Origin of the sequence: Mesorhizobium sp. BAC0120, assembly GCF_033542235.1 — a bacterium.
In the GTDB taxonomy this organism is placed as follows: domain Bacteria; phylum Pseudomonadota; class Alphaproteobacteria; order Rhizobiales; family Rhizobiaceae; genus JAWRCU01.
Genome location: NZ_JAWRCU010000009.1, coordinates 197,918 through 211,137, shown reverse-complemented (window position 1 = coordinate 211,137; position 13,220 = coordinate 197,918). Strand labels below are relative to the sequence as shown.

At 61.2% G+C, this 13,220-nt stretch carries 12 protein-coding genes and 1 pseudogene; 8 read left to right on the top strand and 5 right to left on the bottom strand.

The genetic code is table 11. The features are described from left to right. The first annotated feature begins 200 nt into the window (after positions 1–200). The 4 genes from SAZ10_RS20770 to SAZ10_RS20755 all read left to right on the top strand — a co-directional run bounded on the left by SAZ10_RS20770 (position 201) and on the right by SAZ10_RS20755 (position 4,424). On the top strand, positions 201–1,934 hold the full coding sequence (locus SAZ10_RS20770; protein WP_318611267.1) for an ABC transporter permease subunit: 1,734 nt from the start codon (positions 201–203) through the stop codon (positions 1,932–1,934). A gap of 12 nt (positions 1,935–1,946) precedes the next feature. Beyond that, on the top strand, positions 1,947–3,290 hold the full coding sequence (locus tag SAZ10_RS20765; RefSeq protein WP_318611266.1) for a nitrate/sulfonate/bicarbonate ABC transporter ATP-binding protein: 1,344 nt from the start codon (positions 1,947–1,949) through the stop codon (positions 3,288–3,290). Between the two features lie 275 nt (positions 3,291–3,565). Then, positions 3,566–3,931 (top strand): metalloregulator ArsR/SmtB family transcription factor, encoded by a 366-nt coding sequence (locus SAZ10_RS20760; RefSeq protein ID WP_318611265.1) that lies wholly within the window; start codon positions 3,566–3,568, stop codon positions 3,929–3,931. After that, positions 3,909–4,424 (top strand): SRPBCC family protein, encoded by a 516-nt coding sequence (locus SAZ10_RS20755; protein ID WP_318611264.1) that lies wholly within the window; start codon positions 3,909–3,911, stop codon positions 4,422–4,424. The genes SAZ10_RS20760 and SAZ10_RS20755 overlap by 23 nt, the downstream gene beginning before the upstream one ends. Positions 4,425–4,948: 524 nt before the next feature. Here the strand turns inward: SAZ10_RS20755 and SAZ10_RS20750 are convergent. Beyond that, on the bottom strand, positions 4,949–5,515 hold the full coding sequence (locus SAZ10_RS20750; protein ID WP_318611263.1) for a hypothetical protein: 567 nt from the start codon (positions 5,513–5,515) through the stop codon (positions 4,949–4,951). 190 nt (positions 5,516–5,705) lie between these two features. Between SAZ10_RS20750 and SAZ10_RS20745 the strand changes: the two genes are divergently transcribed. Then, positions 5,706–6,866 carry a DUF4189 domain-containing protein gene (locus SAZ10_RS20745; protein WP_318611262.1) on the top strand — a complete coding sequence of 387 codons (1,161 nt, stop codon included), beginning with the start codon at positions 5,706–5,708 and terminating at the stop codon, positions 6,864–6,866. Positions 6,867–6,927: 61 nt separating this feature from the next. On the opposite strand, the gene SAZ10_RS20740 is transcribed toward SAZ10_RS20745, so the two are convergent. From SAZ10_RS20740 to SAZ10_RS20730, 3 genes are all read right to left on the bottom strand, one after another. After that, positions 6,928–7,422: a hypothetical protein gene (locus tag SAZ10_RS20740; RefSeq protein WP_318611261.1), complete on the bottom strand. Its 495-nt coding sequence runs from the start codon at positions 7,420–7,422 to the stop codon at positions 6,928–6,930. A gap of 278 nt (positions 7,423–7,700) precedes the next feature. Further along, on the bottom strand, positions 7,701–8,012 hold the full coding sequence (locus SAZ10_RS20735) for a hypothetical protein (RefSeq protein WP_318611260.1): 312 nt from the start codon (positions 8,010–8,012) through the stop codon (positions 7,701–7,703). A gap of 204 nt (positions 8,013–8,216) precedes the next feature. Beyond that, positions 8,217–9,377: a hypothetical protein gene (locus SAZ10_RS20730; protein ID WP_318611259.1), complete on the bottom strand. Its 1,161-nt coding sequence runs from the start codon at positions 9,375–9,377 to the stop codon at positions 8,217–8,219. A 285-nt stretch (positions 9,378–9,662) separates the two neighbouring features. Here SAZ10_RS20730 and SAZ10_RS20725 point away from each other — a divergent pair, with 285 nt between their 5' ends. Then, the gene (locus SAZ10_RS20725; RefSeq protein ID WP_318611258.1) at positions 9,663–10,370 is read left to right on the top strand and encodes a hypothetical protein; all 708 of its coding nucleotides are present in this window, start codon (positions 9,663–9,665) and stop codon (positions 10,368–10,370) included. Between the two features lie 68 nt (positions 10,371–10,438). Further along, positions 10,439–10,774: a hypothetical protein gene (locus tag SAZ10_RS20720; protein ID WP_318611257.1), complete on the top strand. Its 336-nt coding sequence runs from the start codon at positions 10,439–10,441 to the stop codon at positions 10,772–10,774. 100 nt (positions 10,775–10,874) lie between these two features. Here SAZ10_RS20720 and SAZ10_RS20715 read toward each other — a convergent pair whose 3' ends face one another. Further along, positions 10,875–11,816: a DUF1402 family protein gene (locus SAZ10_RS20715; protein WP_412535257.1), complete on the bottom strand. Its 942-nt coding sequence runs from the start codon at positions 11,814–11,816 to the stop codon at positions 10,875–10,877. A gap of 375 nt (positions 11,817–12,191) precedes the next feature. On the opposite strand from SAZ10_RS20715, the pseudogene SAZ10_RS20710 reads away from it, so the two are divergent. Beyond that, positions 12,192–13,202: pseudogene (locus SAZ10_RS20710) on the top strand (ABC transporter substrate-binding protein). Positions 13,203–13,220 lie beyond the last annotated feature (18 nt).

Here is a 13,220-nt window from a genome sequence, read left to right as displayed (position 1 = left end):
CATGCGCATAGATCAAGCAGAGAGAACAATGGACGGCTATCCTAGTAGCGTCCCGGCAACCGACGCACCGTTTGCCGGGAAAGCTGAAAACCACTGGACCTTCTCCGGCAGAACCTGTCACGTGAGCGCCGTTCTGGCCTAGCCTTTCGCGTTCACCCACCGGTTCGGTCGGTTGCGACCGAAGGAGGTGAACGCAGATCATGGCCATACATTATCCAGCTCTGGCCGAAAGACGGTATGGCCCGCTGCCCAATCTGTGGGACGCGCTGGCCTTTGGCCTGCTTTTCGGGGGGTTCATTCTCCTCGTCCATGGCGCGCACGGCACGCTCGCTTCGCTCGGCACCCTGCAGGCTTCGCCGGTTTCCCTCGATCCGGCCAGGTTGCCGGAATATGCGCTCCGCACCACCATGCGCATGCTGGCGGCGATCGTAGGGTCGCTGATCTTCACCTTCGCCTACGGCGCGCTCGCGGCAAAGAGCCGGCGAGCCGAGATGGTGCTAATCCCGCTGCTCGACATACTTCAGTCGGTGCCCGTGCTGGGTTTTCTCTCGTTCACCGTGCTGGGCTTCATGGCTTTGTTCCCGGGCCGGGTGCTCGGCGTCGAACTCGCGTCGATCTTTGCAATCTTCACGAGCCAGGCTTGGAACATGACCTTTAGCTTCTACCAATCGCTGAAGACGGTGCCCCATGATCTCGACGAGGCTGTACGCGCCTTCCGCCTGACGGCCTGGCAGCGCTTCTGGCGACTCGAGGTGCCGTTCTCGATGCCCGGGCTCGTCTGGAACACCATGATGTCGATGTCGGGCGGCTGGTTCTTCGTCGTCGCGTCGGAAGCGATATCGGTCGGCGACACCACGATCACGTTGCCGGGTGTCGGATCGTATGTGGCTTTGGCGATCCAGCACCAGAATCTCGTCGCCGTCGGCTGGGCGGTGCTGACCATGCTGCTCGTCATCCTGGTCTATGACCAGCTTCTGTTCCGCCCCCTAGTGGCCTGGAGCGACAAGTTCCGGGTCGAGCAGTCGGCGTCCGGAACCGCGCCGCATTCCTGGCTGCTGGTGGCCATCCGCAGAACGCGCGTGTTCCAGGCACTGCTGCGGCCCCTCGGCGCACTGCTCGCCCGCGTGCCTCGGCAGCGTTTTCGGACCCCGGCCGCATTGTCCTTTCCTGCACCCCATTTCTGGACGGGCACCTCGGCGGACCGCATCTGGGTTGCGGTCGTGCTCGCCGCCGCAGCCTGGGCTCTGTGGTCGATCGGGCGTTTCGTCGCCACGGAGCTCGCCTGGGAGGAGATCGGGACCGTCGTCGGACTGGGCGTGCTCACCATGCTGCGCGTGGTCGTGCTGATCGCGCTTGCGACATTGATCTGGCTGCCTGTCGGCGTGTGGATTGGCCTCAGGCCGCGTGTGGCCGAGCGCGTCCAGCCGCTCGCACAGTTTCTCGCCGCCTTCCCGGCCAACATCATCTTTCCGTTCGCTGTGGTCGCGATCGTTCGACTCGGCCTCAATCCCGATATCTGGCTATCACCGCTCATGGTGCTCGGCACGCAATGGTACATTCTCTTCAATGTCATTGCAGGAGCGAGCGCTTTTCCGAACGACCTCAAGGAGGCGGCCGCGACCTTCCGCATCCGTGGCTGGAACTGGTGGAGAAAGGTCATTCTGCCGGGGATTTTCCCCTATTACGTCACGGGAGCCATCACGGCGAGCGGCGGCTCCTGGAACGCCTCGATCGTGGCCGAGGTCGCAAGCTGGGGCGACACGACGCTGAAAGCGCACGGTCTCGGCGCCTACATAGCCGGTGCGACCGAGGCCGGAGACTATCCCCGCATCGTGCTTGGCATCGCCGTGATGTCGATATTCGTCATCCTGTTCAACCGGCTGCTCTGGCGTCCGCTCTATGCGTTCGCCGGTCGCCGTCTGCGTCTCGATTGAAAGGATTGCGCCATGGCCACGCTCGAAATGCAGAGAGTTCGCGCTTCAGCGGAAAGCCAGTCTCTCGTGGAGATTTCCGGCGTCCGCCAGGTCTACAATCTGGGTGACAGCACCGATCTCGTCGTGCTCGACGATGTTTCCTTGTCGATGCGGGAAGGCGAGATCGTCGGGCTGCTCGGCCGCTCCGGATCGGGCAAGTCCACGCTGCTGCGCGTCATCTCCGGCCTCTCGCGACCGACGAGCGGCGATGTACGCTGGCGTGGCCGCCCTGTTTCCGGGCCCGTCGAAGGCGTCGCCATGGTGTTTCAGAGCTTTGCACTGTTCCCATGGCTGACGGTGCTGGAAAATGTCGAAATCGGTTTGGAGGCACTGGGGGTTGCTGCCGACGAACGCCGCCGGCGGGCGCTCAATGCGATCGATCTTATCGGCCTTGACGGGTTCGAGAGTGCCTATCCGAAAGAGCTTTCGGGCGGCATGCGGCAGCGGGTCGGCTTCGCTCGTGCCCTCGTCGTCCATCCTCGTCTGATGCTGATGGACGAACCGTTTTCGGCACTCGACGTGCTGACGGCGGAAACCTTGCGCACGGACCTGATCGACCTGTGGATCGAGGGCCGGCTTCCGATCAAGTCGATCCTCATGGTGACGCACAATATCGAGGAGGCGGTCCTCATGTGCGATCGCATCTTGATCCTGTCGTCAAATCCCGGGCGAATTGCAGCCCAGATCAAGGTCGATCTTGTCCACCCGCGCAACCGGCTCGATCCGGCTTTCAGGCAGCTCGTCGACGACATTTATGCGCGCATGACGCAGCGTTCCGCGGCTGAAAGGATAGATAAGCGGGCCGGTGACGGTTTCCCGGGAACTGGTATCAACATGGTCCTGTCCGAGATTTCGACGAATATCCTCTCCGGCCTCATGGAAGCGCTTGCCGCGCCGCCCTTCAACGGTAAGGCGGATCTTCCTGTTCTTGCAGCGACGCTGCAGATGGAGGGCGACGAGCTGTTCCGCAACTTCGAGACGCTGCAACTGCTGCGCTTCGCCGAGATGGCGGAAGGTGACGTCCAACTGTCCGAAAGCGGCCGTCGTTTCGTCGAGTCCGATGTGGATGCACGCAAACACCTCTTCGCCGAACATCTCGTCGCCTATGTGCCCCTCGCCGCCCTCGTCAGACGCGTCCTTGACGAACGCCCGAGCCACCGCGCGCCGTTCACGCGCTTTTCCGAAGAGCTCGAGGACCATATGTCCGAAGAGAATGCGGACGCCACGCTGCGGGCCGTCATCTCATGGGGCCGCTACGCCGAGCTGTTCGGATATGACGAGCAGAGCGGGCAGTTCAACCTCGAGAATCCGGCCTGAGCGGGGGCGAGCAGGAGCAGTCCTGCGGGATTGTCGGCCCGCATCCCGGAGTGCCATCCGCCTAGGCTTGGGCGGAGGCCTCCCGTCCGCCAAGCTTGGAAACGCGTCTGAACAAAAGCCACCGAGCAGACGCTCAGTCTGCTCGGACCAACGGCCTGGGAATCCCGAGTCGATCGAGCTGCATCGAAATGAGGTCGATCTGGGAGCAAGGCGGCGGAAACATAGCGCACGCCTCCCTTGCATGCTGCCAATCCGCCTGCTAGATACTGAACCATATGGTTCAGTATCTCCGCACTCACTTGGATGCCTCGTTCGCCGCGCTCTCGGACGCCACCCGGCGCGGCGTTCTGGAGCAGCTCGGACGTGCAGACGCTTCGATCACGGAGCTTGCCGAGAAGTTCCACATGACGCTCACAGGCATGAAGAAGCACGTCGGCGTCTTGGAGCAGGCGGGGCTCGTCACCACGGAGAAGGTCGGGCGCGTGCGGACCTGCAAGCTCGGCCCGCGCCGATTGGAGGAAGAGGCAGCGTGGATCGAGAGCTATCGCCAGCTCTGGGACCTACGCTTCGACGAGTTGGACAAGGTTATCGAGGAATTGAAACGGAAGGAGAAGGTAGATGGACGCAAGAAGAGAGGGTGAGGCCACACCGATGAAGAACCGCACGACTGTGGAACGGAAGTCCGACCGTGAGCTCGTCGTCACGCGAACCTTCAACGGCCCGGCGCGCATCGTGTTCGAAGCGTGGACCAAGCCCGAGCTGTTCAAGCAGTGGTGGGTGCCGAAGTCGATGGGCATGTTCCTGCGTTCCTGCGAGATGGATGTCCGTGTCGGGGGCAGGTACCGTTTGGTGTTCGGCCACGATGCCTCAAACTCTGACGAGTTCTTCGGCAGGTACATCGAAGTGATACCGCACTCGCGCCTCGTCTGGACGAATGAGGAAGGCGGTCACGATGGCCCCGTCACCACGGTGACCTTCGAGGAAAAAGGTGGCAAGACGCTGCTGGTCATGCACGAGCTTTATCCCTCGAAGGAAGCTCTCGATGCTGCCGGCACCGGGGCGGCGGAGGCGATGGGCGAGACGTTCGAGCAACTGGACGAGCTTCTCGCCACGCTGGGCGTGGGGCAGTCATGAAGCCGTCGATCTCGTGGTCGGCCGCCTGGGTCATTGGTCAAGCTGGTTCGGACAAGGGTCCGAAAGGGCGAGCGACGAAAGACCACCCGAGCCAGTGACCGAAGTCCCATCGGTGGAACGCAGGCCAATCCACCTCGTTTGCAAGTGAGCTCCGGTCCCGATCGAGTTCTTGTCTACGACGTCGGGTTAGCGACAAGGAGGATCGGAACCGAGCTTGCGCTGAAGATGGAGGCCATCTCAATCGGTGGCATCTCATGCGCGGAGCCCGTCGCATATAGGTCCCTCACGCGGCGGGCTCCTCGTTTTCGGACATCGTCGCATGTCCTCTTGGAACGGGTTTGATCTTGGCTTCCTGATAGGTGCAGGCTCGCTCGGCAATGAGTGGGGGGAATTGTCGTCCGCGTCCACACATTTGCACTCGCTCAACAAAGCCGCCGATTCCCGGATGCGCGTCTTGAACTCCTGGCACCCGGACGAACGCCGTCGCCAGGAGGTAGTGGGGACAGGCCGGCAAGGCCACGATATCAGACTTGACCAGCCTGTTGGAGGACTTCCGCTGCTGAGAGGGTTCTTCGAATGGCAGCGCCCAACTGCTCGTGTAATGGCTGGACCACGGCCTTGACGCTGACCGATGTGTGAAGCGTGCGGACCGGACAGGCCTCGATGTTCAGCACGAGGTTGATCGTCTCGACCGTTACCCGCCAGCTTTTGCTCTCGAACCCGGTCACGGACCTTGCCCCCGATGCGCGATAGGCCGCCCAGTCCGTGGATTTGCGGTCCCGCAGGTTGGGAGGTTGGCGGGCCTCGTGAGCAAGCAGGTGCTCGCAAACCGTGTAGCCAAGGTCAGCATCGGTCACGTCGAGGGACAAAACCGATGGCTTTCCGGTCTCCAGGACCACCGACCCGGGCACCCACATGACGGAAGTCACGATGAAACGGCTATCGGCATAGCGGTAGATGTGCGCCATCAGCTCACACCTGGTCGCGGCGCGTTTGCGTTTTATGGCGTGCAGCGATGATCCCGGGGCATCCTCAATGGCCACATTGACGGCAGGGTCCGTTCGCGACAGAAAACGCCGAAGCAGATCCATGATCCCTTGCCTGGTTGCACGTTGCCGCAATCTATGGGTGGTATTCGTCCCGGGTCAATTGCCTGACGGGGCCGGATAGGAAGCTGAAAATCGGCGAATGGCGATCACTCCCAAATGGGAGTGGCGAGAGACGACAGCGGGGTGCCAGTTTCGGCCTGACGATCACTGTCCTGGACAGGCCGAGGATGAGATGAACCTTCGCTGGATCATGTCTTACAGGCGCGGGCCCCACGGGAACGCCAACCTGACGGTCAGCCTTGCCTTTGCTTCGCTACTGGCTGCGCCGACTTGCGCATTTTCCAAGGACGAATACGGCGCCGTCGCAGTCGGCATGTGGCGCAACCTGAACAGCGCTAACGTCTGGGCGAGCACCGGATCGGGATCCTCCAGATCGAGTGCCGGCGATGCGGCTCTGGCGCAGTGCAACAGCAACAGCACAAACTGCCAGGTGGTCCTGACCTGGGGCTCGGGCTACTGCGGCTTCGTTACTACGGGAAAATCGCAGGACGGCTCGGGGCGGGTCGGCTACGGAACCGGCCAATCGAAGCAGGAAGCGTACGACACATGCATGTCGGCGGCGGCGAACATGGCGTGCGACGCGAACCCGATCGGATTTTGCCTTTCACCTCCCGAGCCCAAGCGCGATCCCGTCGCCGAATTCACCGAGAAATCAGCAGCAAACGGACGGCAACTCTTCGCCGAAGGCGAAGAACATTGGAATGCTGGAGACTACGAAGCTGCCCAGGAGGCCTTCAGCGATGCCGCAACGGATCTCATGCTCGGCGACGAGAAGGAGATGTCGGACCTTGCCAACGCATGGGAGAGGAGATCCTTCTGCGCACAGGAGGGCATATCCATCGCAAAGCCGGACCACATAGGTTTCTACGACACGATTGAGCAAAATCTGGCCGACAAGGCCGACTGGGAATGCGAAAGCCACATGCCCGGCTGGACCCAATGGGTGAAGGACGCGGCCTACGAGCATGGCGGAGAGGCGACCGCATGGTGCTCGTCGGATACCGTCGGATCATCGCTCGATTGCGTCAGGGAGCCCTCCCAATCCTCCTCGGGCAACTACGAGATCGCGCTAAACCCCGAATGCACGGCGGGACATTATATGGTGGCCGTCGGCGTTTTCGACGAGGACAAGCGCTGCCGCAAGCAGGTGGTCGACATCTACGCCAGCATGAGCCGGTCTTCCGCTCCCTTCCAAAGCAAATATCCGCCCGTGATCATCGACGCGATAGGCACGGACGAAAAAGGTGACAAATTCGACTCGCTACAAGACTGTTACCGGGATCGACACCAATATTATCGATATCTTTGCCCGAAGAGCAAACAACTCGATTGATGCAGTAGTGACATGGTTCCACGCGAGCCTTCGACAGGCGACTTAGGCACAAATCGAGAAGTCAGAAGTTGCAGGTGTAGGACGACGACGCGTTCTTGAGATTGACTGCGGCGATGGACGTATACTTCAACTCGGGCGCCGTTATTTCGCTGCTCAGCCCAGCAGCCAGCAGCCCGGCACTCCCCCACGACGAAAAGGCATCCCGCGCGGTCGAGTTCAGGATATCACCCACAAACCTGACGGCGACCTTCATCCCGTCGCATGAGTTCGATACGCGATAGGTCGCCCTCCCCTGCTCATTGGCGCCGACCGGAATCACCGAGATGCATTCGCAGTCTCTCGCGCTGAGCTTCCGGTCACCCAGTGCCGGCCCGTCACGACTGGCGCCGAGGCTTGCAAGATAGCTCTCGACCCATGGCCTGCAGCCCAGCAGCGCATTCTGGGCCGAAGGGTTGTGGCCCTGCGCGCCGAGAACGGAATCGAAGGGCGTCCCTCCTTCGTTGAAGAGCCGTGCGTAAGTGCCTCTCGCACCCTGGTCGCGAAAGACCCAGTCCACCGCCTCCTTCGCTTCCGTTGAGCAGACCGCTTCCGGAACTGCATTCGATTGCCCGGAACTGCCCCGATCGCAACGAAACTGTTCTCCTCGCCGATACTCTTCCAACGAACTGGCAGGACGGCCGCCCGCCTCCCGGCATTCCTTCACGAAGATGTCGTATATCCAATCGCTCTGCTGCGTCAGTCCGGTATCAGGCAACATGGCCAGGAGCCCCAGTGCCGGAATGACCGCAAGGGGGCGCAGCACAGAAAGGCTGCACCTGCTGCCGATGGGGATCATCAGTTCAGCGATCCCATGTTGTTGGCCCGGTTGGCGCATTCACGAGCCAGGTCGAAGCGACCGGCAGCCTCGTACATGCGCTGGCAGTCCTCGAACGCTCCGCGCTGGCTGTATCCCCCGGAATTCGGAAGAGTGCGAGTGGGAGACGAATAGCCGCCGCCACTACCGCCACCCGACGCGCCCGCCGCAGCGCCTGCGATTTCCAGGCCGGTGGCGGCGAGCTCAACGCCCGCATTGGCGAAATCGGCCACGTCGTCCGAAGCGCAGCCGGCAAGCAGCAGCACCGACAATATCAAGCATAGCTTCATCATCTTGGTTTTTAGCCCCTAGCCCACGGGATGCGCTGTCGTTTCCCTTTCCGTGGAGATTGAGGATGCGGCAAATCCGCGAGCGACCGCCACTCCCAAATGGGAGGTCGGTGATGCCGAAACCGGACGCGGGCGTGGCGCATGCGAGAAACCGCATCAGGGGCCGCGACGCTCGCCAATATAATGCCGGTGATCCCTGCCCCGCCGTCAGGTCGCTTTCGACAGGAGCAGCATGAGCTGCCCCTGCCGCGATGTGGAGGTCTTCTGAAGGATGGCTTTCAGCCTGGTCCGGGCGGTCCCCTCGGTAATGCCGAGATGCTCGGCGGCATCGGTCACGGATTCCCCGAGAAGCAGCCTTTTGCAGAAGGCTATCTCCGATGGCGTGAGTCCGAATAGCGTTGAGAGCGATGCGAGGTCGGCCGCTTCCGCGCGTTGAAGTCCGAGATCCACGACCAGAACCAGGACCATCCGGCGTGGAGGCAGCAAAGACAGGATGCTTGCCGGCGATGGTCGGGGAAGCGGAATCGCCGCGACCGACACCTGCCAGGCTCCCGCCGCAGTGCGGAAGGCAATGCGCGAGGCGCGTGTCGGGGTTCCCGCCGCAAGCTTTTCGAGCGTAGCTCCGAAGCGTGCATCAGCGTCCTTGTCCACGAGGTAGCAGCGACCATTGCGGACGGCCACGCCTTGCCCCGAGGAAAAGAGTTGCTCCGCCATCAGGTTTGATTCGCGCAGCAGCCGATCGCCCGAGACGACCAAGGCCGCATACCGGCTACGTTCCACCAGCGCCGCGTCGGCAACGACTGTCTCGACGTCCGTGCGCAGCAGGCGGGCCAGGTTGACGGATCGCTCAAAGTTGCCGCGGATCCGATGCAGAATTTCTAATCCGGCCTTGTCGTAGACACCGGATTGGGAGAGCGGGAAATGCAATAGGACGTGTACCGCCTCGCCGCGCTCGCCGACGAGCTTCATGCCCGCGGCAGCCTCAGTGTTCTGCGGCAGCAGCCAATCGTTGTAAAATTCTGATTTGGCGATGCTCCGCGCCGGGTAGACGTCCTCTGAAGCGGCAATGGTAGTGGTCTTGAGCGAGGCCCAATAGGCAGCCCACGGATTGACATACGCGAAGTGGTCGGCAAACGATTTGACGAAGGCCGGCTCCATGTTCTGGAGCGACATGAAATTCAGCCGATTTTCCGGGAAGTTCATGTTGTAGACGCCACCCCACGAGCCGGGGAAAGCGCTGCTCAGCGCCGCCGGCACCTCGTCCCATGACCCGGTCCCGAAGGTCGCAGCGTCGATCCTGGCAGAGACCTCGGAACTGATGGCTGCCACATGGTCTTCACCGTAGTTGTCCAGTGATCTCCGTATCATCCCCTACCCACCCAGCTGCTGCACGCGGCAAGGTCGGTTCCCCCTGATTTCCCCAACGGAACATATAAAGCTTATCAGATTGGGGTCAATGAAAAGCACTTCCGAAGTGCAGTGCCTTCAATGGGCAACTCTTCAGGCGCCTCACAGGGCGATTTCAGGCCTTTCGCGTTACTTTGACGAATCTGCTGTGGCGGCGATAGTTGCCTCAAGCACTCCCATTTGGGAGTGGCAGTCTTCGTACTTGGAGCGTATCGACCCCCATTATCTGGGCAGCGGAGCAGAACAATGCATAAGCTCGACATCGGCGGCTTTGCTGCTGCAGTTTCGATACTGTTTCTGGGGACACTTCCTTCAGCAGCAGATACTTCTTGGTCAGGGACAATCAATTGTTCGTGGGGGTCGGGTTCTCTGTCCCTTTCGGTCGATGATCAAGGGGGCGTCTCGGGCAACGTTACAAACGGGAGGGTCAAGTCCGGTCAGGTACGCGGCTCTTCAATTTCCTTCACCACATCGAACTTGTTCGGAAACCAGGCATCGTTCTCAGGGTCGATCAGCGGGGCGAGCATGTCCGGCAGGTACACCCAGTCCACGTCTGGGGAGACCTGCACCTTTCAAGCCTCACGCGTCGGCGGCGAAAACCAGAAGGCAGTGCAAAGAAAGACGAAGGGCGGCGAAACAGGCATCGAGAAGGAAGCGTGCGCCAATGTCGAGCAGGAGTTGCGCTCGGCGAAGAAGATCGAGCGACAGATCGCTTCCCTTTCGAAATCTCCGGAGGACCAGATAAAGCGCTGCACCCTCGCAACACAGGCCCACAACAACCTTGAGCAGATCTCTGCCGCTCATTGCCCGAAACAGAGAACGACCCTCAAGCAGACGATGACCAAAATGTATAACGCCCTTTGCACCGAGAAGGAGTTTGACGATTTGCAAAGGGAGATAAACGTTAGAAGGTACAACCGGAATCTGACCGGAGGCGGCGGCGTGCGAGGATAGCCTGAATGCCAAGCGGGAGATGAAGTCTAATTCGACCATTAGCGTTGGTCGAACAGGGGGGACGCAAGATGTTTCTGGAGATCCTAAGCTTTGTCGGCGGCATTGCCGTCACAGCCGTTGTCATGGCGATTGCAGGCGCAGTTGCTGGCCAATTGCTGAGGACCCTCAGTCGACGCGTCTCAGACGAACGGGTGGCGTGGCTTCTGGGAGATCTGTCCGCCGCCGAAGCGTTTGGAATGGGGCTGGTGTTGATGACTGTCCTTGTCGCGGCCTTCGATACCTGGCTTGGGGCCGCCTCGATGGGCTACGCGTGGTTCAAATATGCTGTGGGTGCTGCCATTGCGTTTTGGACATTCCTCCTCGTTTCTCGACGAACTCGAAAAGCCTCAAACCGCGGAGCATAAGTAGGTTTGCCGTGATGCGGCTACCGCCGTGGACGAAGTCAACGAACAGATGCAAGCGCGTTTGGCCTTGCTTAGTTCCAGATGGCCAGCCGGCAAACGCCTACTGCGTTGCCCCGTCGAGCAGGCCTTGCAATTCCGGCAGCTTCTCGTTGACCAGCCAGCCATAATAGTTCTCGGCCGGCAGCCTGCGGGTGCCGCTTTTCGCAGCTGCCCGCAACTCGGCCGCGCGTCGCCGCGGTTGGCCAACATTGTAGAGGGTGGCAGTGATGCCGGGGTTGCCAGAGATGTCGTAGCCCTGCGCGGCATAAGCATCGATGGCATCGCGCACGACCGCGGCAATGTAGATCACCGAGCGTTCGGGATCCATGATGTCGCGATAGATCGCCTGCGGCTTATCCGGGCTCAGCTTCGGCAAGCCGCTGACCTCATGGACCAGATCGGTGACCTGAAGCGCCGTCAACGGGCTGATCTGGCCGAAGCCAAAGGTCTGGCCGGCATAGAAGGGCTGAAAGAAGGCGCGCTGGAAGGTGACCGGCTCGTAGCTTACGCCATCCACGGTCTTGCCGCGAAAGAAGTCCTGCCAGACCTGGTCGCGACAGCTCCACTGCGCCGCGCTGCCCCTCTGGGCTGAGCAGGGAGCGAACTCCGGCCGCTCCAGAAATGGCTGGAGGGACATGCCCTTGTAGCGGAAGGCAAGGTCAGCATTGGCATAGGCCAGAGCCTTGACATAGTAGGTCTGCGCAGTGCCGACCGCGCTGACGTTGTAGGTGTGTTCTCCGACAAGCGCGCCGACGATATGGATCGGATCGATCTCATAGTCGGCCGCAGTCTTCCTGATCGACGTCATCAGCGGCTTTTCCTTCCGCAGCAGCGCGACGATCTGTCCGTATTTGGCCTCATAGGTGGTGTTGAAGGCGTGCGTCCTCTGTGCCGAGGCATTGGGGATCGGCGGCTGCGTCGCCGAACGGTTGCCGGGAGGAACCACCACGATGCTGTCAGCGTGCGCACTCGACGAACCCGCCACAACGGCTGCGGTCAGCATCGCAGCAAATCCGGCCCTGCTCAAAGCATTCATTTCAGGCACCACAATCGCACTTGCATCGAAAAGCCTACAGATCCCTGCCGACATACGGCGGCACCAGGACCTCAAAGTCATCCCATATGCCGAAATCAAACGCGCTTTCCAACCGGCTCCTACCGGGATTGCCGTTGATGCCCCTCAACACACCTAATCCACCGCGAACGAGAACCATGCTTCACCCGGCCGTGGTTCAGCTAGACGAATTATCGCGCCCGTGCCGCGAAATTGGCAAAAGCCTTTCTCGTTTAAGTCTATAACACTTGTAGAGTTTACCTGTCAGCGATGTGCGCTGGCCTTTTGGGGCACTCGAGCCTCGACCAAAGAAGGGGTAAACGCATGCGCAAACTGTTCACAGCAGCCCTCGCCGGTCTCTCGCTGATGGGCTCCGTCTCGCTGGCCCTGGCTGCGGAAGACAAGAAGGTCGTCATTGCCTATCAAACCGGCGCGGTGCCCTATCTCGTCGGCATCGCCAATGGCGACATCGCCAAGAAGACCGGGTGGGACATCGAGTTCCGCCGCTTCAATTCCGGTGCCGAGATCTTCGCGGCAATCGCTTCCGGCGACGTGCAGATCGGCGATGTGGGATCCAGCCCCTTCGCCGCCGCCGTCAGCCAGGGGCTGGACGTCAAGGCCTTCTATATCTCGTCGTTCTCACGTGATGGGGAGGCTCTTGTGGTGCGACCCGACATCGGTTCGCCGGCCGATCTGCGTGGCAAGAAGCTTGCCGCGGCGCCGGTTTCCACCGACCACTACCAGCTCCTCGCCGTTCTCAAGCAGGAGGGCATCAGCGAGAAGGAAAGCCAGGTCATCGCCATCTCCCAGCCGGAGATCGTCGCTGCCTGGAAGCGCGGCGATATCGACGGCGCCTTCGTCTGGGATCCGGCTCTCTCGGAACTGAAGAAGGACGGCAAGGTGCTGCTCACCGCCGGCGATGTCGCCGACCGCGGCGCGCCGACCTTCAGCGCGCTGGTCGCCACCGGCGAGTTCGCCAAGGAGCATCCCGATTTCCTCAGCCAGTACATCCGTGAAGTCGATGGCTATTCGAGCTCCTTCGCCACCGACAAGGCGGCCTGGGGGCCGGACTCCGAGAACGCAAAGCTGATTGCCTAGCTTCAGGGCGGCACGCCGGCCGAGAATGCCGAGCGGCTGAAATCGACTGTGGTGCCGCCGCTCGACGAGCAGATTTCCGACAAGTGGCTGGGTGGCGGCGCGAATGGCGGCGTGGCCAAAATCCTCAGCGATACCGCCGCCTTCCTGAAGGACCAGCACAAGATCAGCGCGATCCAGGAAAGCTATGCGGGTTTCGCCGATCCGCAATATGTCGAGGCGGCGAAAGCCTCCAACTGACTGGGCCAGAACGGACTG